The following is a 24,969-nucleotide window of genomic DNA, read 5'->3' as shown; positions in this document are numbered from 1 at the left end:
AACTGCGGCTGGCGGTCGCAGTAAGAGGATTGAATCGCCTTTTGTTTAAGGTTTGAGGTGTGATGCAAGGTTGACGGCTCTCTTTAACATACTCGCATCCAGCGCCTGAGTTCTGTAAAATGCGGCCTCTTTTTTGTTGCCGGCTTGCTGTACGCAGGCTGATCTGACTCCGCCCGGCCAATCGGCTGGATGACAACAGGGTATTACATTGGAAATCAATCCGATCCTCGAAACCATCAAAGACCTGACGGCGCGTACCGACGTGCTTAGGGGGTATCTTTGACTACGCCAACAAGCTTGAGCGTCTGGAAGAAGTAGAACAGGAACTGTCACAGGGCGACGTCTGGGATAACCCAGACCGCGCGCAGGAGCTGGGTAAAGAACGCTCAGCACTGGAACATGTGGTCAAAACCATTGATACCCTGGATACCGGCCTGAACGATGCCCGCGATTTGCTGGATATGGCCGTTGAAGAAGACGATGAGAACGCGGTAGACGATATCCGCGCTGAGCTGGCTTCTTTGCAGAAAGAACTGGAAGTGCTGGAATTCCGTCGCATGTTCTCCGGTGAACTGGATCCGAACAACTGCTATGTCGAGATCCAATCTGGTTCCGGCGGCACAGAAGCTCAGGACTGGGCCAATATGATGCTGCGGATGTACCTGCGCTGGATTGAAGCGCATGGCTTCAAAGGCGAGCTGATGGAAGTGGCCGAAGGCGAAGTTGCCGGTATTAAAGGTGCAACGATCCGTGTTGAAGGCGAATACGCTTATGGCTGGCTGCGTACCGAAACCGGTGTTCACCGCCTGGTGCGCAAAAGCCCGTTTGACTCAGGAAATCGCCGCCATACGTCGTTCTCCTCGGTGTTTGTCTCACCGGAAGTGGATGATGATATTGATATTGAGATTAACCCGGCAGATTTACGTATCGACGTATATCGTGCTTCCGGCGCGGGTGGTCAGCACGTTAACCGGACTGAATCCGCGGTACGTATTACGCACTTGCCGACCAACATTGTGACTCAGTGTCAGAACGACCGCTCGCAGCACAAAAACAAAGACCAGGCCATGAAACAGCTGAAAGCCAAGCTGTATGAGCTGGAAATGCAGAAGCGTAATGCTGAAGCGCAGGCGCTGGAAGACACCAAGTCGGATATCGGCTGGGGTAGCCAGATCCGTTCTTATGTACTTGATGACGCACGTATTAAAGACCTGCGTACCGGCGTTGAAACCCGTAATACCCAGGCAGTACTGGACGGTGATCTGGACCAGTTTATCGAAGCCAGCCTGAAAAAAGGCCTGTAAATCATCACGCTTCGACGTATCTAATTTTTAGGGTGACACCATGACAGACAACAATATGACCGCACAGCCAGCTCAGGATGAGAACAAACTGATTGCCGAACGCCGCGCCAAGCTCGAACAGCTGCGCAGCAACTGCAAGTCGAATGCCCATCCCAATGATTTTCGCCGCGAAAACCTGGCCGGTGAACTGAAAGCGGAACATGGCGGTAAGAGCCAGGAAGAACTGGCCGCTGCCGGTATTCGTGTTGCGGTTGCCGGTCGTGCAATGCGCCGCGGTGGTCCTTTTGTTGGTGTTCAGGATGGCACAGGCACCATTCAGATTTACATGGCCAAAGGCATGCAGAAAGAAAGCGAAGCCTGGCAGATGCTGGATCTGGGCGATATCGTTGCGGGTACCGGCACCCTGCACCTGTCGGGTAAAGGCGAGCTGTACGTTGAGATTGATGACCTCAGCAACTTTCGCATTCTGACCAAAGCTCTGCGCCCGCTGCCGGACAAATTCCATGGCCTGGCCGATCAGGAAATGAAATACCGTCAGCGCTATGTCGATCTGATCATCAACGAAGAGACCCGCCGTACTTTCCTGATCCGTTCAAAAATGATCGAAAGCATCCGTTTCTTCCTGTCGCAGCGTGGTTTTATCGAGGTTGAAACGCCGATGCTGCAGACCATTCCGGGTGGTGCTTCGGCTAAGCCCTTCGAAACTCATCATAATGCGCTGGGCATTGATATGTTCCTGCGTATTGCGCCGGAACTGTACCTCAAGCGTCTGGTGGTGGGCGGGTTTGACCGTGTGTTCGAGATTAACCGTAACTTCCGTAACGAGGGGTTGAGCACGCGTCATAACCCTGAATTCACCATGATCGAGTTCTATCAGGCGTATGCCGATTACCGCGACATGATGGACACCACGGAAGAGATGCTGCGTTTCCTCGCCGAAAGCGTATTGGGCACCACCACGCTGGAATACGGGGATGCGACGTACGATCTTTCTCAGCCTTTTACCCGCATGAGCATGGTCGACGCTATTCTTAAGTACAATCCAGACATGGATGGTGCCATTTTGCGTGATGCCGAAAACCACATGGAAACCCTGAAGGATTACGCACGCAGCGTTGGTATTCATTTGGGGCCGAAAGAAGCCGGTTGGGGGGCAGGTAAGCTGGTGTGTGAGATCTTTGAAGCCACCGCTGAAGAGAAACTGGATCAGCCAACCTTTATTACCGAATACCCATGGGAAGTATCGCCACTGGCCCGACGCAACGATGACAATCCATTTGTGACAGATCGCTTTGAGTTTTTCGTTGGCGGACGTGAACTGGCTAACGGTTTCTCCGAGCTTAACGATGCTGAAGATCAGGCCGCCCGTTTCCGTAAGCAGGTTGAAGAAAAAGACGCCGGTGATGACGAAGCCATGCATTACGACGAAGACTACGTCCGTGCTCTGGAATACGGTTTGCCACCAACGGCCGGTGAAGGTATTGGTATCGACCGCCTGGTGATGCTGTTTACCAACAGCCACACCATTAAAGATGTTTTGCTGTTCCCGCATATGAAGCCGCTGATGGATTAAAGCGCTTCCTATTATTGCGAAAAACAGGCAGCTTCGGCTGCCTGTTTTGCTAGGGCCTGTTTAATGGGTATTAACAGGCCCTGGGGCAGATGACAGATATTTTATTAAGGACATAACAACATGGGAAAAGCCGGAGAATTACATCCATCATGGCAGGCGGTTTTGGGTGAAGAGCTCGACCAGCCTTATATGCACAAATTGCGTGATTTTCTCAAAGCAGAAAAAGCCGCAGGTAAGGTGATTTTCCCCCCTGGTCCGCAGATTTTTAATGCGTTTAACCACACTCCTTTTGACCATGTTCGTGTTGTGATTATTGGTCAGGACCCGTATCACGGGCCGGGCCAGGCGCATGGTCTGAGTTTCTCGGTGCAGCCCGGGGTAAAAAATCCACCGTCGCTGGTGAATATTTTCAAAGAAATTGAAGGTGACCTTGGTGTCCGCATGAGCGGCAGCGGTGATTTAACTCCTTGGGCGGATCAGGGCGTGTTATTGCTGAACGCTACGCTTACGGTCGAACAGGCTAATGCGGGTTCGCATCAGGGGAAGGGCTGGGAGCAATTTACCGATGCGGCTATCCGTGCTCTGAATGAGCAGCGGGAAGGGCTGGTGTTTGTGCTTTGGGGCAGTTACGCGCAGAAGAAAGGAGCCGTCATTAATGGACAAAAACATTTAGTGCTGAAATCGGTTCACCCATCGCCGTTATCTGCGCATCGCGGTTTTTTTGGCAATAAGCAATTTTCGGGTATTAATGAGTATCTAATAACCCGTGGCGAAGCCCCGATAGAATGGCAGCTGTAATGCTGTTTTCTGCCATGATTAAACCAGCGTCATATCATGCTGGTTATTTTTTTCGGGCATAAAACTGATACATACCGGCAAACAGCTGTGGATTGGTTTGTTCCAGCTTGTGCCATTCGTCGATACTGATGCGACCGCTGTGCTTGCCGCCGATGTTCAGCAGTTCCTGTGAGTCCGGCGGTGGCAACATGCCCACCCATTCTAGCCCGGCTGAGGCAATAAACTCTGCCAGCTGCAGTACCTCAAATACATGCTCCTGTTCGTGAAACAGCAGGTCACGGCAGGCACTCAGGCTGTAAAAATCCGGGGAGTTATAAATCTCTTTCCAATCACCTTCGATTGATCCCTGCAGCAGAGCCTCCCGAACCAGGCGCATTTCTGAGGCCTGACGAGGCAATTTACTTCCCCAGAGTTGACGTAATTCAGTGATCTGTTGACGGGCGGTTGCGCTGTACAGGGCAATTTTAATAACACCGCCAGGCTTCAGCTGTCTGGCCAGAGCCAGCAGTCCGGCTTGTGGTGATTGCATATGATGCAGAACGCCAGAGCACTCAATGACATCAAAATTCTGCTGCAGGTTTTCAGCCTGCAGAATATCGCCCTGAATAAAGTGAATATTACGGCACTGACGCTTATCTGCCTGATGTTTTGCATACGCTAAGGCACTGTGGCTGAGATCCAGCGCGGTAACCTGAACCTGAGTGAAATATTGTGCCAGGCGAATCGCATGACGACCGGTGCCGCAACCGGCGACCAGAATATTCAATGGGCTGTCTGTCTGAGTAAGTAATGTATGGTCAGGGAAGGCAGCCTGAAGTGCTGCGCGGTAATCTCCGGGCTGACTGTAGCCAATATCCGTCCAGCGTGGATACGGATTTTGGTTGTATTGCTGTTGCACTCTGCGCGAGGTTCTGTCGGCACTGTCTCCCAGTGTTGGGATACTGCTAATCATGCTGTTCAGGCTCTGGGATTCAGCAATTGTGGTGCGGACTATGCCGTCCATTATTTTAGGCCACTGCAGTTTTTTACGGCTTAATTCAGGGAAAAAGTCACACTGAATTAACGGCTTATACATTTGCAATAGCAGCAAAGCAGGGTAAATGTCGTCGGCTTTTAACTCGTCAATGTTGAGCATTTTCCCGCAAAGAATTTCGAGTTGTTGCGCCAGAGATTCTTCCTGCGTCGTAATGTACCAAACCGATTCATTCAGTGAGCATTGTTGTGCCAGTGCCGCGACCAAAGGCAGCAGATCTTTCTTAATCGCGAGGTTGCTGCTGCAGGATAACAGTAATGATTTTCTCAGCGTCAAAAACAGACGTTCTATCAGCGGATCGCAGAAATAAAAGCGTGCCATGCATTTCAGCAGTAAGTTGTCACCGGCAATGGTTTCCAGCTCCAGCGGACAACCCGCTTCAGATAAACGCAGTTTATGCTTTAGCAATGATGTCGCCAGGCCGCGCAGTTGACTGTGGTCGGTATCGTTAAAATCCAGGTAGCGTAATAAATCCTGTTCAAGTTCTTCTGAATAAAAATCGGCTACAACATGAGAGGCGGATTCAAATAACTTGCTGCGGATTTGTTTATCGCGCGCCTGCGTTTTTATCAGTTCGCGATAATGACGGAAAGCTTCAACATAATCGCCTTGCAGCAATTTAACATGAGCCAGAAAATTCGCAGCTTTGGTCGCTACGCGCGAGATGCGGCTGGAACGGTTGAAATAATCTTCGGCTTTATCGAGCTGATGTTGACTCAGGGCGATATGACCTGCGCTGTACAGCAGGCTGGCGCTGTCAGGTTTGATACTGAGGCCGCGATTCACCCAATACTCTGCCGCCGTAACATGATGACGCTGTAGCTCAATGCGGGCCAGCAGGTTGAGTCCGGCAAGATTATCAGGTCGCAGCTGCTGCGCTGCTTCTGCCAGTGCACAGGCTTCCTGCAGCAGACGATCATCATGCTGTGTGACAGCATCGCTGTACAACTTGCTCGCCAGTTCGTACAGGTGGCGATGTTCCCCTGTAGCATTGCGGGCGACGGTCTGTAGTTGTGCGCTAGCCATAATTAAAGCCTCGTTAAAAAAATGCACTGACAATCCGGCTATCAGCACAATGCATGCCATTTCTTAACTTATTGAATACTATAGAGTTTATAGGTTTCTTCAGCGGCAATGACGCGTGCCGTGGGTTGCCGTCCGGCGAGGCATTGCCGGTTTTGTGAAATACTGAACCTTCTTTTGCGATGCCTGTTGAGCGTAAATAAGAGCCTAAAGAAATTCTCCGGGCGGCCGTAATACTGGTAACAGGCTTTTGCGAACTCAGGAGATGTGACATGTATAAGAGCGGTGCTAAGCAATATCAGCAGGTTAATGTGACTTCCGAGGTTCTGGATGCAGACCCTCACCGCCTGATCCAGCTACTGATGGAGGCAGCGCTGACGCGTATGTCGCAGGCAAAAGGCGCGATCGAACGCAAAGAAATGGATACCAAAGCGAATCTGCTGGGACGGGTCATGGAAATTATCCAGACCTTGCAGGGCAGCCTGGATCATACCGCCGGTGGTGAGCTGGCGCAGAACCTTGATAATCTTTACGACTATATGAATCGCCGCCTGTTGGAAGCTACGAGTCAGAATGATCAGGCCATGATCGATGAAGTGATGGGATTACTGCTGGAGGTCAAGCAGGGCTGGGATGGCATTCGGCAGGAATATCTGCAAAGCCAAAATGGCACAACCGCTTCATCTGCGGTAAGCGCCGTCAGTGATGCCCGATTAGAAAGCCATATTTCTGTCTGAAAACTAATCATTTCTCCGTAAAATTCCGGCGCAATTTGTTCATGGTGGACAGATTGTGCCTTGTCTTTTGACGACACATTCAGCTATAAATGCCCCCGACGTGAACGTTTAACAACAAATTATTATTTAACGTCAGAAGTTTGACTTGCTTGAGGATTGCTACTTAACTTAAGCGATCCTAGTCAATCTTATGGCGTTATAAAAAGAAGAATTGACAGATAGTCACATTGGGAAGGAAAGGCTGACCACCATGTGGAGAGAAATTAAAGTACTGCTGGTAGACGATGATGCGCAGCGGCGACACGACCTGAAAGTCATTCTCGATTTTCTGGGCGAAGAAGCTATTGTCGCTCAGACCACCGACTGGCGCAGGGAGGTGGAAGGTAAGATCGAAGACAGTACTGAAATCAGCGCCGTCCTTCTCGGTGACAGCAGCTCTATTGCGCTGGAAGATGTCATTGAAGGTTTATTGAGTTGGGATAAAGGTATTCCGATTCTTTTTATGGGCGACAGCTCATTACCCGGCACGATGCCTGAGCACATTCATCGCGCTCTGTTGGCGAATGTTGACATGCCGCCGAGTTACAACAAATTGTTGGACAGCCTGCACCGCTGTCAGGTGTATCGTGAGCAATATACCCACAACCGCAGTCGCGGCGAGCGCCGTGAAGTGCAGTTATTCCGCAGCCTGGTCGGTACCAGCCGTCAGGTTCAGCATGTTCGTGAGCTGATTATGCAGGTTGCCGATAAAGACGTCAGCGTGATGATTCAGGGCGAATCCGGCACCGGCAAAGAAGTCGTTGCGCGCAATCTGCATTATCATTCCCATCGTCGTAATAAACCGTTTGTGCCGGTTAACTGTGGCGCTATTCCGGCTGAATTGCTGGAAAGTGAATTGTTCGGCCATGAGAAGGGCGCCTTTACCGGGGCCATTAACAGCCGTCCTGGCCGTTTTGAAATGGCTGAAGGCGGCACGCTGTTCCTGGATGAAATTGGCGACATGCCACTGAATATGCAGGTGAAAATTCTGCGTGTTCTGCAGGAGCATACCTTCGAGCGGGTAGGCAGTAATAAAACGATTGAAACGAATGTACGAATCATTGCCGCGACGCACAAAAATCTTGAGCAAATGATTGAAGACGGGACTTTCCGTGAAGATTTGTACTACCGCTTGAATGTATTCCCCATCGATATGCCTTCCCTGCGCGAGCGTGTGGAAGATCTGCCGTTATTGCTGAACGAGCTGATTTCCCGCCTGGAAAATGAAAAACGTGGCTCTATCCGCTTTAACTCCGCCGCTATTATGTCTCTGTGCCGTCATGACTGGCATGGTAACGTCCGAGAGTTGGCCAATCTGGTTGAGCGGCTGGCCATTTTGCATCCATACGGTGTGATTGGTGTGAATGAATTGCCGAAGAAATTCCGCCATGTCGACGATACCGATGAAGGTTTATCCGTACCGGTGATTGCTGATGTTACCCAGAATGACGGACGCTTAGCCGGTATTGATTCTCCGGCACTGTTACCGGTGAATGGCCTGGATTTACGTGAATATTTGCAGGATCTGGAGTGTTCATTAATTCAGCAGGCGCTGGACGATGCGAATGGCGTAGTGGCCCGCGCGGCGGAAAAATTAAATATCCGGCGTACGACTTTAGTCGAAAAGATGCGTAAATATAATCTCCAGCGTAAAGAAAAAGATTTCGCCTGAGAACGCATTCGCACGGACTTTCAACCTGCTTTACGCCGCGCATTGCGCGGCGTTTCTTTTTCTTACGGGCATGGCTATTCGGCTGTTCTGCCTGAATTCCCCCTATTTTTTCGATACTGCTTTTTATTGACGCTTTTTTGCCGGGTTGGTGTTAGAAAAGCGGCACGCTAATTGCTCAACCCATGTTCAGACTGTTTTTTTGTCGGTTTTTCGACAAACAACTGAGGTGTACATGGCAAATGCAGCGTTGAGTCAGGTGAGAGAAAATCTTCCGCCGGCGTCAGGACATATGGATCAGGCCGAGTTACGGCAGGCTTTTGTGCTGTTTAATGAGATGTCTCAGCAGCTGACGGATTCTTATAGTTTTCTGGAAAACAAGGTCGAGCAGCTCAGTGGCGAGCTGGCCAATGTCTCGGCGCAGCGTATGCAGGAACTGGCGGAAAAAGAACGCCTCGCCCACCGTCTGGAAAGCCTGTTGCAGCTACTGCCTGCGGGGGTTTTGTTGCTGGATAAAAATGGCTATGTTCGGCAAAGCAACCCGGCGGCCGATGAGTTGCTGCTGGCTGCTTCCGGTGCGGCCGCGTTGCGCGGTCAGCGCTGGCGCACGTTAATTCAGAAATGTTTTAAGCCCCGTCGTGATGATGGTCACGAAATTTCTCTGGTGGATGGCCGCCGTGTGCATTTGCGCACCGCCCCGATGGCGAATGAGCCTGGGCAGTTAATTCTGTTAACCGACATGACGGAAACCCGCGCACTGCAGTCGCAGCTCAGTCAGCATGAACGACTTTCTGCCATGGGAAAAATGGTGGCATCGCTCGCTCATCAGATCCGTACACCACTGGCTGCAGCCACCCTGTATGCCGGGCATCTGAGCAGTGAAGACATCGCGAAAGATACCCGTATCCGTTTTGCCGGAAAATTGCAGGAACGCCTGCGCCACCTGGAAAATCAGGTGCGCGATATGCTGATTTTTGCCCGCGGTGAAGCGCCATTAAATGATGAAGTAACGCTTGAGCAATTGTTGCAGGGCGTCAGCGCGGCGATGGAAGTTCCGCTGGCGAACCACGGCGCGACCTGTCACATCGATAATCAGATCCCCAATACCCGCATCGTCTGTAACCATGACGCATTAATCAGCTCAATAATGAACCTGATTAATAACGCGCTGGAGTCAGGCAGTGATTCTGTGCACCTTGATATTTGTGTCAGCGCAACCCGGGAAGGTCGTGTACGTATTCAGGTTATGGATGACGGTCCGGGGATGAGTAGTGAACAAAAACAAAAAATAATGGAGCCTTTTTATACCACCAAAACCAATGGCACAGGCCTTGGTCTTGCGGTAGTTCAGGCTGTTGCCCGCGCACACCGCGCTGACTTTTTATTAACAGACAGTCCTGCCGGTGGTGTATCGGCGGAATTGATTTTGCCGGTTTAAACACCGCCAGAACGGAGGAAATGATTATGCGTTTATTGGTAGTGGAAGATGATCCGCGTCTGCGGGAAGCCATTGTTGATACCCTGATGCTGAAAGGTCATGAGGTGTGCGAGGCACCGAATGGTATTGAAGCCATTGCCATTGTCCGCAGTCAGAATCTTGACCTCGTGCTGTCCGATATCAATATGCCGGGAATGGATGGACTGGAATTACTGCAGACCGTCAAACAGGAACACCCGTGGTTACCGGTGGTGCTGATGACGGCTTACGGGGATGTCGGCCAGGCTGTTAAAGCCATGCAGCGCGGTGCTAACGATTACTTAATGAAGCCGTTTGAACTGCAGGAACTGGATGCGTTATTGCGACCATTCAATAACGACGCACCGGTGGCAGATGATTCTGAACCGGTGTGTGAAGCGCTGGCATCACAGCAATTATTTCAGATGGCGCAGCGCGTTGCGCAAACCGATTCCACGGTATTAATCAGTGGAGAAAGCGGAACTGGTAAGGAAGTTCTGGCGCGCTATGTTCATCAGCAATCCAGTCGTCGTCATCAGCCCTTTATTGCCATTAATTGTGCGGCGATTCCGGAAAATATGCTCGAAGCCATGCTGTTTGGCTACGAAAAAGGCGCGTTTACCGGTGCTTATAATGCCATGCCGGGAAAATTTGAGCAGGCAGAAGGCGGAACCTTATTACTGGACGAAATTACCGAAATGGATCTCGGGCTGCAGGCGAAATTGTTGCGTGTTCTGCAGGAGCGGCAGGTTGAACGTCTTGGCGGTAAAAAAGTCATCGATCTGGATGTGCGTATTGTTGCAACCACCAACCGCGACCTGTCCGATTATGTCGCGGAAGGTAAGTTCCGCGAGGATTTATATTACCGCCTGAGTGTGTTCCCGCTTATGTGGTTACCGCTGCGCGAGCGTAAAGACGACATTCTGCCATTGGCCGGACGTTTGCTGGCGCATCACGCCAAAAAAATGAAGCGCCCGGTTCCTAAGCTGATGGCCGATGCCGAGCAGAAATTGTTAAGCCACCCATGGCCTGGCAATGTCCGCGAACTGGACAACACCATGCAGCGCGCCTTGATCATGCAAACCGGTCCACAACTATTCGCCAACGATTTTATTCTGACTCCGGTGCCTAAAAACCGTCAGGAAAGCACACTCGTTAGTACACCGGTGATGGCTGAGGTTGTTACCGATGATGGCGAGCTGGGTAATGATTTACGCCATCGCGAGGTGGAATTAATTGTCCGGGCTTTAAAGGAAGAGCCCAGCCGTAAAGAAGCCGCGGATCGACTGGGCATTAGCCCACGAACCCTGCGCTATAAAATGGCGAAACTGCGCGATGAAGGCGTGGATGTTGAAGCGATGTTGGTTTCCTGAATTTCTCGGGAGTCAGGCGCTAAGCTGGCAAGCCTATTGCAGTGTCAGTAAAAGGAGTAGGAAAAGCGACTAAAAGCGTCAAATTTCCGAAGTAAAACACTGACTGCAATCGTAGTGCTGAGGGTAAAAACATGGTTGATCGCGTCGATATTAATTCGGTTCTTATGCAAATGCGGCAGGTAAAAACCCAGCTGCGCAATCAGAACGCCAGCGCCCCGCAGGCGGTTAATCCTCAGGATGCGCTGAATCAGGTCCGTCAGGCACGTTTGAGCGATAACGAAACCGCGGTACGGGGTGATAACACCGTACCCGATTTCCAGAGCATGTTTAAAAATGCAATCGATACCGTCAATGCCAATCAGAAAGTGGCCGGAAATCTGGCGACCCGTTTTGAGCAGGGCGACCCGGGCGTTGATCTTCCGGAAGTGATGATTGCTCTGCAAAAATCCAGCGTCTCTTTTCAGGCAATGACCCAGGTGCGTAATAAACTGGTCGAAGCTTATAAAGACGTTATGAATATGCCGGTCTGATTCTGGTACTGAATTATGGATAACGCTGCTGCACCAACTACCGACGATATGGAAATTTCCGCTCCTGCCAAGCAGGAACCGGAAGATTCCGGCCATCCGGTTTTATCGGGTTTTAACCGTCTTTCCATTGTCCGTCAGATCGGTGTTATTGCCGGTATTGCTTTGGTTATTGCCCTGGCCATTGCTATTTTAATGTGGTCGCGTGAACCCACGTACAAGCCGCTGATTCATCGCCTGCAGGATCATAATGCGCAGGAAATTATTGAAGTTCTGCAGCGCGAAAGTATTCCCTTCGAAATTGACCCCACCACCCAGATCTTGCTGGTACAGGCCGGTGATCTGCACGAAGCGCGGATGAAGCTGGCGGCAGCCAGTTTAATTGACGATAAAACCGTCGGCCTGGAGGTGCTGGATAAAGACAGCACGTTGGGCACCAGCCAGTTTATTGAAAATGCCCGCTATCGCCGTGGTCTGGAAGGTGAGTTAGCACGCACCATCGCCAGTGTTAAATCGGTACGGAATGCCCGTGTCCATCTGGCCTTGCCGAAACAGTCGGTGTTCGTGCGTGACCAGCGTAAACCCCGGGCGTCGGTTTTTGTCGAATTATATGCGGGGCGCGATTTATCCCGTGACCAGGTAGAAGCCATTGTTAATCTGGTCGCCTCCAGTGTCAGCGAAATGGATCACGCGGATGTTTCCGTGGTTGATCAGAAGGGCAATTTACTGTCAAAAATTGAAGAGCAAAGCGGTGAAATGCTGGCTCATAAGCAGCTCGAATATACCGAGAAAGTACAAAGCTCAATTACCCAGGCGGTGAATAATATTCTTAAGCCGGTTCTTGGGACCGATAATTACAAAGCCGAAGTATCCGCCGATGTTGATTTTACCGTGCAGGAACAAAGCGAAGAACTGTACAACCCGGATCTGATCGCACTGCGCAGTGAACAGCTGCTCAATGAAGAAAATGCCGATAAAACCAACGGCGGTATTCCCGGCGCATTATCCAATCAGCCTCCGGCAGCGGCCAATGCGCCGGAAGTGGCTAATGGTGGTGGCGGAGCCGGTGGTGCAGGCGTTAACCGTCGCTCCGAATCGACCCGTAATTACGAAATTGACCGGACGCTGAGTTACAAACAGCAACAGGTCGGACGTATTCGCCGACTGACGGTTGCCGTCGTCGTCAATGATCGTGCCAGTCTGAATGCCGACGGCGATACCGTCTACAGCCCGTGGACTGATAATGACCTGCAGCGCCTGGAAATACTGGTTAAAGATGCGGTTGGCTTTAATGCTGCCCGTGGTGACAGCGTGAACGTGATTAATTCACCCTTTATGGGTAAAGGCGAGATCGAACTGGGTGATCCGGATTTCTGGACGCAGCCATGGTTCTGGGAAATCATGAAACAGATTCTTGCCGGCCTGTTTATTCTGGTGCTGATCTTTGGTGTGATAAGGCCTACTATCAAAAGTATTGCCAACCGCGGCCGCGACGAAGCTTCCATCCTGCTGGATGAGCTGGAAGATGCCGAGGCCGGATTGGATGATGACAAGGTGACGCTGGCTGGCATGGACGAATTCCTGCTGCCCGGTGCCTCCGAGAGTTTTGAGCGCCAGCTGGATGCACTGAAAGGGCTGATTGCCGAAGATCCGGCGCGGGTAGCTCAGGTCGTAATCAAGTGGGTGAACGAAGATCATGGCAAATGAAAACACACCAGCAGAAGCTGACGGCGGCCTGACCAAACTTGGCCGGCTCGATCGCGCGGCCGTGCTGTTGATGAGTCTGGGCGAAAAAGACGCCGCCGAAATTCTGAAGCACATGGGGCCGAAAGAAGTTCAGCGTGTGGGTACCGCTATGGCGACCCTCAACAACATCAACCAAACCCAGGTTGAAGGCGTTGTTGCCGAGTTTCTTGAAGCTGTCAGCGGACAGACCGGTATGGGCCTGGGCTCGGATAACTACATCCGTAATATGCTGACCCAGGCATTGGGTAACGATAAAGCCGGCGCTTTGATTGACCGTATTCTGCTGGGCGGAAATACCACCGGTCTGGATTCCCTGAAATGGATGGAACCCCGCCAGGTGGCTGATCTTATTCGTCACGAACACCCGCAGATTCAGGCCATTGTGGTGTCTTATCTGGATGCCGACCAATCGGCAGAAATCCTCTCCAATTTTGATGAAAAAGTGCGCCTCGATATCATTATGCGTGTGGCTGCACTGGAAGCGGTACAACCGGCGGCTCTGCATGAGCTGAACGATATCCTGGAACGTCAGTTCTCCGGCAAAGCCGGTGCGCAGACTACAAGCATTGGTGGTGTCAAAGTGGCGGCCAGTATTGTCAACTTCGTCGACAGCACCATGGCCAGTGATCTGCTCGAACAAATTAAAGAAGTGGACGAAGATCTGGGCATTCAGATTCAGGACCTGATGTTCGTCTTCGACAACCTGGTCGACGTCGACGACCGCGGTATTCAGGCACTGATGCGCGAAGTATCCACCGACCTGCTGGTCATCGCCCTGAAGGGCGCAGACCCGATGGTGCAGGAAAAAATCTTCAAAAACATGTCCAAACGTGCGGCCGAATTGCTGCGTGATGACCTTGAGGCCAAAGGGCCGGTCAAAGTCAGTGAAGTGGAAGGCGCACAGAAAGAAATCCTTACCATTGCCCGCCGTCTGGCCGATGCCGGCGAAATTGTACTGGGCGGCGGCGGCGAGGCCATGATGTAACATGACGGAACTTCATCAGAAGCACCATCTCCCGCCTATTCCTGCGAAAGAAGCCAGAGAGATAAAACCCTGGCGTCTGCCGTTCTGGACCGAACCACCGGCCTGGATTGTCGAGAAAGAAGCCGCTGAAAAAAAAGCTGCAGAGCAAGCCGGTGATGATGATCGCGACGCTGTAAAGGTCAGTCTGCCGACAGCAGAAGAGCTGGAGAATATCCGCCGTGATGCCTACAACGCCGGACTGGAGCAAGGCCTGATCGAAGGACGGCAGCAGGGGCAGCATGAAGGCTACGATGCCGGTCATGCCGAAGGTTATAAAGCGGCATTCGATCAGGGCCATGCTGAAGGGCGGGAAGAAGGTTTTGCAGCCGGTGAAGCGGATGGCAAGCGTAAAGGCCAGGCCGACATTAATGCTGTGGTCGGACGACTGGAGCGGGTGTTTAAGCAATTACAAAGCGGCCTCAGTGAACGTGACCAGCAGTTGCCGGAAGTTCTGGCTGCGCTCGTTGCCGGTATGTGCGAGCGTGTGATTGGCTCACAGATGGCCGAGGGTGCCGTTAATATTCACCGCTTTGTACAGCATGCCTTAGCGGAATTACCGTCGGGTGAAGATGAAGTCAAAGTCTTTGTTGGCCCGGATGATGCCCGCCATCTGCAAATCAGCCTGGACAACAGTGGCCTGACGCTGAATTACAGCGTTGATGACAAACTCCCGGCCGGTAGTTGTCGCATCGAGAGTGAACACTCACTGTTGGAATACTCATCGGCTGACTATCTCAATCAATTGCTCGACAGCGTGCTGCCGCAACTGATGCATCAGGCGGCCAGCTTTCCTGATAATGACGAACAGCAGGGCTGGCAGGAGCGAACGGCTGCCGAAATCGCCGAAGCGCAAACCGCCGAAGCCCGGAACGCAGACGCTCAGGGCTCAGAACTTCCGGACTCAGAACTTCCTGACTCAGAACTTCAGGATTCCGCCGTTGAAGATTCAGCCGTTGAAGATTCCGGCGTTGAAGATTCATCCGCTCAGGACTCTGTCGTTGAAGATTCAGCCGTTGAAGATTCCGCCGTTGAAGATTCAGCCGTTGAAGATTCAGCCGTTGAAGATTCCGCCGTTGAAGATTCAGGCTCTGAAGATTCAGACGCCGGTGTTCATTCTGAGGTGCCAGCTGCCGGCAATGCCATTGCTGACGATGCCAAAGAAGAGCGCGCAGAGCCTTCAGAGACGTCTTCAACGGATACTGCTGTCGATGATGTCCCCGGTTCTGAACATCCCCCCCTGACCGATCAGGCTGCGCCAGAGGGCGATGACCATGAGCCTCAGTGAGCGTTGGCTTCATATTCAACTGCCGGATAAACCTTATCAGCCCAAAATCGCCGGGCGCCTGATCCGCATGGTTGGTCTGACGCTGGAAGCGGTGGGCCTGAATGTCCGTGTCGGCGATCGTTGCATGGTTGAACGTAAGCAGGCGGAAGACATTGAAGCCGAAGTGGTGGGCTTTGATCGTGAACGGATCTTTCTCATGCCCATTGAGCAGGTCGATGGGCTGCGTGCTGGTGCGCGCGTCTGGCCTTTGTCTGTTGCCGCCGATGTTCCGGTAGGTTTTAACCTGCTGGGGCGTGTTCTTGACGGCACCGGCCGGCCACTGGATCAGAAAGGACCGCTGCAGGATGTGGATCAGGGCAATCTGCAGGGCCGACCCATTAATCCACTGCACCGTGCTCCAATTCGCGAAACACTGGATGTTGGCATCCGCGCGATCAATGCGTTACTCACCGTGGGCCGGGGTCAGCGCATTGGTTTATTTGCCGGCTCCGGTGTCGGTAAGAGTGTTCTGCTGGGGATGATGACGCGCTTTACTCAGGCTGACATCATCGTGGTTGGGCTGATCGGCGAGCGTGGTCGCGAAGTAAAAGAATTTATCGACGAAATTCTGGGTGAAGAAGGTCTGAGCCGCTCGGTTGTCGTGGCTTCTCCGGCGGATGATTCGCCATTAATGCGTCTGCGTGCCGCGCAGTATTGCACCTCCGTTGCCGAATATTTCCGTGATCAGGGGCAAAACGTGCTGCTGCTGATGGACTCCCTTACCCGTTATGCTCAGGCTCAGCGTGAAATTGCCCTGGCGGTCGGTGAGCCGCCGGCGACAAAAGGTTATCCACCCTCGGTGTTTAATAAATTACCCAAATTGGTTGAACGCACCGGTAACGGCCAGGAAGGCGGTGGCTCCATTACCGCTTTTTATACCGTACTGAGCGAGGGTGATGACATGCAGGACCCGATTGCCGACGCCAGCCGGGCGATTCTTGATGGCCATATTGTGCTGTCACGTAAATTGGCAGAAGAAGGGCATTATCCGGCCATTGATGTTGAAGCATCGGTAAGCCGGGTAATGCCGCAGATTGTCAGTGAACAATGGTTGCGCAAGGCGCAATTGTGTAAGCAACTTATGTCTCACTATCGCCAGAATCAGGACCTGATCAGCGTCGGTGCTTATCAGCCGGGCAGCGATAATCTGCTTGATGTTGCCATCGAACGTCTGCCAAAAATCAAAGCGATGCTGCGTCAGAGCCTGCATGAAGGAGCGGATATGGCCGCCAGTGAAAAGCAGTTAAACGATTTGTTCCCCTCTCCACCGCAAGCTAAATCATGAGAAGGCATCCCCGCGCCCGGCGCTTGCAGATTCTGTTTGATATGGCAGAAAAGGCTGAGCAGCAGGCGTTGCAGGAGTGGGGACAGTTGCAACAAAAACTCCATCAGGAGGAAGAGCAACGGACACAGCTCAGTGGCTATGCTAATGAGTACCAGCAGCAGCTTTCGGTGCCAAGCGGTAAGGCGCTGAGTTCTGGTTTTCTGCACAACACGCTGGGTTTTATCGGCCAGATAGAAACGGCACTGAAAACACAGAATGAACAGATTAAATTATTACAGGATCGCGTTACCGCTGCCCGGAATCAGTATCTTGAGCATCATGGTAAAGTGAAAGCTTTATCCGGTCTTATGGACCGTCTGGATCATGAATACGATCAGCAGGCCGATAAAGAGCTGCAGAAACAGTCCGACGAATGGGCGAATCGTGCCGCTTTCCAGAACTCCCGCACTCCCCGAACCTGAGGCCAGCCCTCACCGCGTTTCACCCACTAATCTCTGATACTAAAGTCCGATTTTTCTGCATCGACTCTGCAGATTATGTCGCCAGTTGGCGATTAAACCTGCGTGCTCTCTGTGGCTTGACACACCTGCAGTAACTGAACGCGCCGGATTTATAAGCTTTTCAGACGGAAAATATTCACAGAATCAGGTTGCGCAGAGATTCCCTAGCAGCTTTGTAATCAGCGTCTAATCTTAGTAATCAGATATTCAACAGGACTTTGCTATGACTGATAACGTCATGATCGACTGCGGTGAGCGGCTCAGCATTGAGCAGGTCGAAACGCTGTATGCCAATGCTGAGCAGGCACTGGCCACGGCGGGTGATATCAGTCTGGTCGCGGGCCAGGTGCAGTATTGTGATACCGCGGGTTTGCAATTGCTGCTGGCATTACAAAAAACGCTGGAAAAAACCGGTCATAACCTTCACTGGCAAAGCGTCAGCGAATCGGTGCGGGAAATATCCGCTTATCTTGGCCTGACAAATGAATTAAATCTTTCTGAATAAGCATTCAGTCAGATGCCCGACTCTTTTTAAAACAACAGGAGCTGTAAACATGGCGAGTATTTTAGCTGTCGACGACTCTGCATCCATGCGACAGATGGTGTCCTTCACGCTTCGTGGCGCGGGGCATGATGTACAGGAAGCAAACGATGGTGTTCAGGCGCTGGAGTTTGCGAACAAGAAAAAATACGACCTGGTACTGTCTGACGTGAATATGCCCAATATGAATGGCATCGAATTAGTTAAGGAATTGCGTCAGCTGGCCGATTACAAGTTTGTGCCTGTACTTATGTTGACGACAGAATCCGCAGGCGACGTGAAAGCACAGGGAAAGCAGGCCGGAGCAACAGGGTGGATCGTAAAACCTTTTAATCCGGAACAGCTGCTGAGTACGATTAAACGCGTCCTGGGGTAGCCGGTATGAGCATCGATCTTTCGCAGTTCCATCAGATTTTCTTCGAAGAAAGTTTCGAAGGCCTGGATGTGATGGAAAGCCAGTTACTCGAACTGCAGCCACAGGAAGTCGATGCTGAAAGCGTCAATACTATTTTCCGTGCGGCGCACTCCATCAAAGGAGGGGCCGGCACTTTTGGCTTTATGCAGGTCTCAGAATTTACCCATGTACTGGAAACATTACTGGATGAGATACGCAGCGGCACCCGCACAATGCAACGCAATTATATCGATTTATTTCTGCAATCCGTTGATTGTCTGCGTGCCATGCTGGGCAGTATTCAGGCTGGGTCTGAACCCGATATGGAAAGAGCTGCGGCATTAAAAACCAGTTTTCAGGATATTCTGAAACAATCGTCATCCCCCGGTCAGGAGGGGGATGTCCCGGCAGAAACCGTGGCAGCCAACGCTGAGGATACTGCAGGAAATGGTGACGGCGATGACGCAGAAACAGGCTGGCGCATCATATTCCGGCCTTCTGAAGATATTTTACAAACCGGTAATGAACCATTCCGCATGTTCCGCGAGTTGCAGGAACTGGTTGGCACGGAGCATTTAACGGTTATTCCGGTTACCGAAAATCTGCCCGAATTTACCAGTCTTCATCCGGAAAATTGTTACCTCAGTTGGATACTGGAAGTCCGCAGCGACATCAGCCGTGATGATATCGCCAGTGTATTTGAATGGGTGGAAGACGACTGTGATATTGATTATCAGCCACTTTCGTCTGCGGCTGTAAAAGAACATACCAGCGATACTGGTGAAGCTCAGACTGACACTGAACAAAATTCTGTCGTTGATAATATGGCTGTTGTGAATGCAGAGCCGCCTGCGGCACTGGTTCCGGAAAAAGTATCAGAAGCACTCAGCGCAGCTGGCACACAAAAAGCCAAGCCTGCAGCGCGTGCGGCTAAAGCGAACGAACCATCCTCCATCCGGGTTTCCATCGATAAAGTCGACAGCCTTATTAATATGGTGGGTGAGCTGGTTATTACCCAGTCAATGTTAGGTGAGCTGGGTCAGGATTTTGATATGAGTCGCCTGGCGCGCTTACAGGAAGGCCTGTCGCAACTGGAACAGAACACGCGCGAACTGCAGGAAAGCGTGATGAAAATCCGCATGATGCCAATCAGTTTTGCTTTCAGCCGTTTTCCACGACTGGTGCGTGATTTGGGAGGTCAGCTGAGCAAACAGGTTAACCTGGTCATGCTCGGAGAAAATACCGAGCTGGATAAAACCGTTATGGAAAAAATTGGTGACCCCTTGGTTCACCTCGTGCGTAACTCGCTTGATCACGGTCTGGAAACCACGGAGCAGCGTCTGACCGCAGGAAAGTCTGGCGAAGGAACCATTACCCTGAATGCCTATCATCAGGGTGGCAATATCGTTATCGAAGTTAAAGACGACGGCGCTGGTCTTAATGAAGAGCGTATTTTAAACAAAGCCCGCCAAAAAGGTCTGGTACCCGAGGCTCAGGAACTGAGCAGCGAAGAAATTCATCAGTTGATATTTTTACCCGGTTTTTCAACCGCCGACGTGGTCAGTGATATATCGGGGCGTGGCGTGGGCATGGACGTTGTTCGCCGTAATATTGCCGAACTGAATGGCAGTATTGAAGTGAAATCGACGCGCGGAAAAGGATCAACTTTCATTATCCGGTTGCCTCTTACGCTGGCTATTCTTGATGGCCAGCTGGTTAAAGTAAAAGACGAAACCTATATATTCCCGCTGGTTTCCATTGTTGAGTCGATTCAACTACAGAAGCGTTCACTGAATCATGTAACAGGTAGTCAATACGTCATGAAATTACGTGATGAGTACATTCCCATTGTCCGTCTTGATGAGTTGTTTAATCTCCGCAGCAGCGATGAAGAATTTGAAAGTCCTATGTTGGTTGTGGTTGAAGGAGACAATGAAAAAGTCGGTATCGTTGTTGACGATCTTCTCGGGCAGCAGCAGGTGGTGATCAAGAGTCTGGAACAGAACTATCAACGGGTTACCGGGATATCGGGTGCCACTATTCTTGGTGATGGTACCGTGGCATTGATTATTGATGTTTCAGATGTCGGTAAAAATCTGGATAAATCTGTAAAAGGTCAGCCTCGCCCCGGCCAGGCTGCATAGGAAATATTATGGATGCGGTAGCAACTGCAGTAAAAAATGAATCAGGCAGTACTGACGAGCAGCAGTACCTGACATTTATGATGTCTGATGAAGAGTATGGTGTCGATATTCTGGCCGTTCAGGAAATTCGTGGCTGGGAGGAATCGACACTGATACCCAATGCACCTGAGTACATTCGAGGTGTTATTAATCTGCGCGGCACCATTGTTCCTATCATGGATTTACGCATCCGTTTTGGTTTAAAACGTGTGGAATACAGTCCTGTAACTGTCGTTATCATTCTAAAGGTCGATGGTGATCATGGCGAGCGGGTGATGGGTATCGTGGTTGATGCCGTATCCGATGTTTACACTATTTCTGATGCATCAACGCGTAAACCCCCGGAGCTGACTGAAGACAGAAACTCTGGCTTTATTAAAGGGTTGGTCAATGTTAACGAAAAAATGGTCATTCTTCTTGATGTGGATGATCTGCTGAATATTTCCGAAGATCAGCATCATTCAGGTGTTATCGATAATTAAATAAATGGTCTTCATGGCAGGGCATCAGTCCGGGCGTGCAGAGAGGAGAGTGAAATGGGTTTTCTGAGTAATATCTTTAGTTCCGGCGATACTCCAAGTGCGCGTGAAATGGCATCGACACTGAAAGCACTCGACTCCAGTATGGCGAGAATCGAGTTCTCAATGGATGGTGTTATTCTTAGTGCCAATAATAACTTCCTTGATTTACTCGGATACCGGCTGGATGAAGTGGTTGGTAAGCACCACCGGATCTTTGTCAGTCCGGGGTATCGTGAGAGTGATGAATACCATGAGTTCTGGAAAATTTTAAAGCAAGGCCGGTTTCATCAGGAAGATTACCTTCGGATCCGTAAGGATGGCCGTGAAATATGGATTCAGGCAACGTACAACCCTGTGCTGAACAATAGCGGAAAACCATTTAAAGTCGTTAAGTACGCCACAGATATAACTGCGCGTGTTGAAAAAGACAGAGAAAATTCTCTGAACGCCAACGTAGCCAGTGCTCTGAAAATATGTCGGGCAAACGTAATGTTGGCCGATAACGATATGAAAATTACTTATATTAATGAAAGCCTCAGGGAAATGCTTAAAGAAAGAGAGGATGAAATAAGAAAGGAATTGCCTGACTTTAATATGAACTCTCTGGTTGGTACTAATGTCGATGTGTTTCACAAGAAACCTGGTCATCAACGCAAGATGATTGCCGCATTGAATGATCCCTATAAAACCGATATTAAGGTTTCAAACCTTACCTTCTCGTTAACAGCTTCTCCCTGGCTGGATGTATCAGGGAAACGTATCGGTACGGTTGTTGAGTGGTTTGATAAAACGAACGATCTGGCTCATGAACAGCGTGAACGGGAAATCAGTAATGCCAATGCCCGGGTAAAGCAGGCACTTGATGTGGTGACGACCAACGCCATGATTGCTGACAATGATCTGCACATTGTCTATATGAATCAGGCAGTAAAAGACATGATGAAAAATGCAGAGTCGGATTTACGCCAGGATATTCCTGGGTTCGATGCCAGTCGCCTGGAAGGGCAGAATATTGATGTTTTCCATAAAAAACCGGAGCATCAGCGCTCAATGCTCGCGGCCTTAAAAAATACCTATAAAACACAGATCGCAGTAGGTGGACGTACGTTTGGGTTAATTGCGAATCCTATTTTTAATGATGAAAAAGAACGCATCGGTACCATTGTTGAATGGAAAGACCGTACCGACGAAGTCTCTGCTGAGCAGGAAATCGACCGTATCGTCGAGGCTGCAGCCTCCGGTGATCTGTCACGGCGTATTGATCTGACCGGCAAAGAAGGCTTCTTCCACAATCTTGGCCAGGGATTAAATCGTCTGTTAACTATTGCCGATAGCGTGGTCAGTGACACCATCCGGGTCTTCGATGCACTGGCGCATGGCAACCTGACCCGTAAGATTGATGATGATTATCAGGGAGCCTTTGATAAGCTCAAGCAGGATGCCAACGCTACGGTTGATCGGCTGACCGACATTATTACGCGTATCCGTGAAGCTGCATCGACGGTATCAACCGGTGCCAGTGAAATTGCCCAGGGCAATGCCGACCTGAGTAAGCGTACAGAATCTCAGGCATCCAGTCTCGAAGAGACTGCTTCCAGTATGGAAGAGATGACCAGTGCGGTTAAACAAACCAGCGAAAACTCGGTTCATGCTAATGAACTGGCCAGCTCAGCTAAACAAAAGGCCCAGGTAGGTGGTGAGGTTGTCAGCAAGGCCGTAGTGGCCATGGATGAAATTAATACAGCCAGTAAGAAAATTGCCGACATTATCAGCGTCATTGATGAAATTGCTTTCCAGACGAACTTACTCGCGCTCAATGCGGCAGTAGAAGCAGCAAGAGCTGGTGAACAAGGTCGTGGTTTTGCGGTTGTGGCTGGTGAAGTGCGTAATCTTGCACAGCGCTCTGCGGGTGCTGCACGTGAAATCAAAGATTTGATTCGCGACAGTGTCGATAAGGTTGATGCCGGTACATCGCTGGTGAATGAATCAGGCAAAACGTTAAATGAAATCATACATGCTGTTGATCGTGTATCGGTGATGATTCATGAAATCAGCACTGCAGCAAAAGAACAATCTTCTGGTATTGAACAGGTCAACAGTGCCGTCGCGCAGATGGACGAGATGACACAACAAAATGCCGCCCTGGTTGAGGAGGCATCGGCTGCCGGAGAGGCTATGGCTGAACAGGCTCAGTCAATGCTGCACATGATGGAATTTTTCAGTATTGATGGCCATCAGCGTAAGTCTGCAGCAGCGCTTTCTCCTGTACCGTCCGCCAAATCCTCTGTCGGCACATCATCCAAGCCCGCTGTCAGCATGGGAACACACAGTCATGGTCAGAAAAGCAGCGGGTTGTCGGTTAAGGATGACGATGATGAATGGGCAGAATTCTGATTACTGATTTTATGACTATGCAAACGGTGTCGTCGGGTGGTGATGGTGAAATCCGTGAATTTCTGATGACGGATGAAGACTTTGCTCAGATAGCTCGTCTGGCCGGAGAACTTACGGGCATTGTCCTGGGTGACCATAAACGAAACATGGTTTACAGCCGTATTGCCCGCCGGGTCAGAGCGTATGGGTTTACGACATTTCGCCAGTACCTGGATTATCTTGAGAAAAATCTGGATGCGGAATCAACGGAGTTTATAAACTCGCTGACAACGAATCTGACGTCTTTTTTTCGAGAAAATCATCACTTCAGCTTTCTGAAAGACACGCTTTTTCCCCAGCTGAAGTTCGCTAATAAAGACCGTAAGCGCCTGCGCATCTGGTCGGCCGGTTGCTCTATCGGTCAGGAAGCCTACTCCATTGCCATTACTTTAAGGCAGGTCGGTTTTCCGTCCGACTGGGATATTAAAATACTGGCAACCGACCTGGATTCAAATGTGTTAGATACCGGCCGTGCCGGCGTTTACCCAGCGTCTCATGTTGAAGGATTGGATGCGGCTCTGGTTAAACGGTTTTTCCTGCTCAGCCGCGATGAGCGATCTGTTCAGGTCAAGGATGAACTCCGGGATCTTGTCTATTTCAAGCGCCTTAATCTTCTGGAAAGTTGGCCTGTCAAAGGCCCATTTGACATAATTTTTTGCAGGAACGTGGTGATTTATTTTAATAAAGATACACAGCGAATCCTGTTTGATCGCTATGCCGATCTTCTGCCGGTCGGAGGACATCTGATGATAGGACATTCAGAAAACATATCCGGAATTACCGATCGCTTTGAATCAATTGGTAATACCATATACCGGAAGGTGAAATGACCATTATTCAACCCGGACGTTCTGTTCAGCCTCCTGTCAGTGCTGGTTTTGAGCATGTGAACCGCTACTGGGATAATGTTCATCAGACCTGGGCTGCGAAAATTCTTCCCGGAGAGTTTTACGTTTCTACCCATGGTGAAATGATCGTCACCGTTCTTGGTTCCTGTATCGCGGCCTGTATCCGTGATCGGGTCCGGGGCATTGGGGGAATGAATCATTTTATGTTACCGGAGCAGGGCGAGCATTCCTCCGATGTATGGGGTAGTAATCCCTCCACTCATGCATCGCGTTATGGCAACTGGGCGATGGAATATCTGATCAACGAAATTCTTAAGCGTGGCGGGCGGCGCGAAAATCTTGAAGTGAAATTATTTGGCGGTGGTCAGATGATTGCTTCAATGAGTGACATTGGTCAGCGTAATATACTGTTTGCATACAGTTATCTGGCCAATGAAAATATTACAGTGTCTGCCGCGGATGTCGGGGACGTTTTTGCACGTAAAGTACTTTATTTTCCTGACACAGGCTCGGTTAAAGTCCGGCGTATTAAACAGCTTCAGAACGACACACTGATTGTACGCGAAGCCGCGTATCAGAAATCGGTATCGCAACCGACTGTTTCCGATGCCGGCACTATTGATCTGTTCTGAGAGGTT

General features: G+C 50.6%; 21 protein-coding genes. 20 read left to right on the top strand and 1 reads right to left on the bottom strand.

What is annotated here, in order from left to right:
* Window positions 1–208 precede the first annotated feature (208 nt).
* The 3 genes from prfB to ung all read left to right on the top strand — a co-directional run bounded on the left by prfB (window position 209) and on the right by ung (window position 3,675).
* A protein-coding gene (gene prfB, locus NYR02_RS00400; RefSeq protein WP_260974415.1) for a peptide chain release factor 2 occupies window positions 209–1,304 on the top strand; the annotation gives its coding sequence in 2 pieces (ribosomal slippage) (window positions 209–280 and window positions 282–1,304; 1,095 coding nt in all).
* Window positions 1,305–1,344: 40 nt separating this feature from the next.
* On the top strand, window positions 1,345–2,877 hold the full coding sequence (gene lysS / locus NYR02_RS00395; protein ID WP_260974414.1) for a lysine--tRNA ligase: 1,533 nt from the start codon (window positions 1,345–1,347) through the stop codon (window positions 2,875–2,877).
* Window positions 2,878–2,997: 120 nt separating this feature from the next.
* Entirely contained in the window at window positions 2,998–3,675 is a 678-nt protein-coding gene (ung, locus tag NYR02_RS00390) for a uracil-DNA glycosylase (RefSeq protein ID WP_260974413.1), read from the top strand.
* 43 nt (window positions 3,676–3,718) lie between these two features.
* Here the strand turns inward: ung and NYR02_RS00385 are convergent, their stop codons facing one another.
* Complete coding sequence (locus NYR02_RS00385; protein WP_260974412.1) at window positions 3,719–5,734, bottom strand: methyltransferase domain-containing protein; 2,016 nt, start codon at window positions 5,732–5,734, stop codon at window positions 3,719–3,721.
* Window positions 5,735–6,003: 269 nt separating this feature from the next.
* Here NYR02_RS00385 and fliS point away from each other — a divergent pair, with 269 nt between their 5' ends.
* The 17 genes from fliS (at window position 6,004) to cheD (ending at window position 24,963) form a co-directional block, all read left to right on the top strand.
* A complete protein-coding gene (gene fliS / locus NYR02_RS00380) occupies window positions 6,004–6,468 on the top strand; it encodes a flagellar export chaperone FliS (protein ID WP_260974411.1) in 465 nt (154 codons plus the stop codon).
* Between the two features lie 250 nt (window positions 6,469–6,718).
* Window positions 6,719–8,179, top strand: a complete 1,461-nt coding sequence (locus NYR02_RS00375; RefSeq protein ID WP_260974410.1) for a sigma-54 dependent transcriptional regulator — start codon at window positions 6,719–6,721, stop codon at window positions 8,177–8,179.
* A gap of 289 nt (window positions 8,180–8,468) precedes the next feature.
* Window positions 8,469–9,614 carry a sensor histidine kinase gene (locus tag NYR02_RS00370; RefSeq protein WP_260974409.1) on the top strand — a complete coding sequence of 382 codons (1,146 nt, stop codon included), beginning with the start codon at window positions 8,469–8,471 and terminating at the stop codon, window positions 9,612–9,614.
* A gap of 26 nt (window positions 9,615–9,640) precedes the next feature.
* Window positions 9,641–11,005 carry a sigma-54-dependent transcriptional regulator gene (locus NYR02_RS00365; protein WP_270049450.1) on the top strand — a complete coding sequence of 455 codons (1,365 nt, stop codon included), beginning with the start codon at window positions 9,641–9,643 and terminating at the stop codon, window positions 11,003–11,005.
* Between the two features lie 131 nt (window positions 11,006–11,136).
* Window positions 11,137–11,535 carry a flagellar hook-basal body complex protein FliE gene (gene fliE / locus NYR02_RS00360; protein ID WP_260974407.1) on the top strand — a complete coding sequence of 133 codons (399 nt, stop codon included), beginning with the start codon at window positions 11,137–11,139 and terminating at the stop codon, window positions 11,533–11,535.
* 15 nt (window positions 11,536–11,550) lie between these two features.
* Window positions 11,551–13,239, top strand: coding sequence for a flagellar basal-body MS-ring/collar protein FliF (gene fliF, locus NYR02_RS00355; protein ID WP_338055908.1), 1,689 nt, complete (start codon window positions 11,551–11,553; stop codon window positions 13,237–13,239).
* The gene (gene fliG / locus NYR02_RS00350) at window positions 13,229–14,263 is read left to right on the top strand and encodes a flagellar motor switch protein FliG (protein WP_260974406.1); all 1,035 of its coding nucleotides are present in this window, start codon (window positions 13,229–13,231) and stop codon (window positions 14,261–14,263) included. The genes fliF and fliG overlap by 11 nt, the downstream gene beginning before the upstream one ends.
* 1 nt (window position 14,264) lies before the next feature.
* Complete coding sequence (locus NYR02_RS00345) at window positions 14,265–15,587, top strand: FliH/SctL family protein (RefSeq protein WP_260974405.1); 1,323 nt, start codon at window positions 14,265–14,267, stop codon at window positions 15,585–15,587.
* A complete protein-coding gene (gene fliI, locus NYR02_RS00340; protein WP_260974404.1) occupies window positions 15,574–16,911 on the top strand; it encodes a flagellar protein export ATPase FliI in 1,338 nt (445 codons plus the stop codon). Before NYR02_RS00345 ends, fliI begins: the two co-directional genes overlap by 14 nt.
* Complete coding sequence (gene fliJ, locus NYR02_RS00335; protein WP_260974403.1) at window positions 16,908–17,372, top strand: flagellar export protein FliJ; 465 nt, start codon at window positions 16,908–16,910, stop codon at window positions 17,370–17,372. Before fliI ends, fliJ begins: the two co-directional genes overlap by 4 nt.
* A gap of 262 nt (window positions 17,373–17,634) precedes the next feature.
* Window positions 17,635–17,916, top strand: coding sequence for an STAS domain-containing protein (locus NYR02_RS00330; protein WP_260974402.1), 282 nt, complete (start codon window positions 17,635–17,637; stop codon window positions 17,914–17,916).
* 49 nt (window positions 17,917–17,965) lie between these two features.
* Window positions 17,966–18,328, top strand: a complete 363-nt coding sequence (locus NYR02_RS00325; RefSeq protein WP_260974401.1) for a response regulator — start codon at window positions 17,966–17,968, stop codon at window positions 18,326–18,328.
* A gap of 5 nt (window positions 18,329–18,333) precedes the next feature.
* Window positions 18,334–20,490, top strand: coding sequence for a chemotaxis protein CheA (locus tag NYR02_RS00320; RefSeq protein WP_260974400.1), 2,157 nt, complete (start codon window positions 18,334–18,336; stop codon window positions 20,488–20,490).
* 8 nt (window positions 20,491–20,498) lie between these two features.
* Window positions 20,499–21,011, top strand: a complete 513-nt coding sequence (locus tag NYR02_RS00315) for a chemotaxis protein CheW (protein ID WP_260974399.1) — start codon at window positions 20,499–20,501, stop codon at window positions 21,009–21,011.
* 54 nt (window positions 21,012–21,065) lie between these two features.
* Window positions 21,066–23,444 carry a methyl-accepting chemotaxis protein gene (locus NYR02_RS19370; RefSeq protein WP_270049449.1) on the top strand — a complete coding sequence of 793 codons (2,379 nt, stop codon included), beginning with the start codon at window positions 21,066–21,068 and terminating at the stop codon, window positions 23,442–23,444.
* Complete coding sequence (locus NYR02_RS00300) at window positions 23,429–24,313, top strand: CheR family methyltransferase (RefSeq protein WP_260974398.1); 885 nt, start codon at window positions 23,429–23,431, stop codon at window positions 24,311–24,313. The genes NYR02_RS19370 and NYR02_RS00300 overlap by 16 nt, the downstream gene beginning before the upstream one ends.
* Window positions 24,310–24,963 carry a chemoreceptor glutamine deamidase CheD gene (gene cheD, locus NYR02_RS00295; protein WP_260974397.1) on the top strand — a complete coding sequence of 218 codons (654 nt, stop codon included), beginning with the start codon at window positions 24,310–24,312 and terminating at the stop codon, window positions 24,961–24,963. The genes NYR02_RS00300 and cheD overlap by 4 nt, the downstream gene beginning before the upstream one ends.
* Window positions 24,964–24,969 lie beyond the last annotated feature (6 nt).

It is taken from the genome of Thalassolituus pacificus (genome assembly GCF_025318105.1).
Classification (GTDB): Bacteria; Pseudomonadota; Gammaproteobacteria; order Pseudomonadales; family Oceanobacteraceae; genus Venatoribacter; species Venatoribacter pacificus.
Note: the sequence above shows the minus strand (reverse complement) of the source record. Positions and strands in the feature narration are given on the sequence as shown.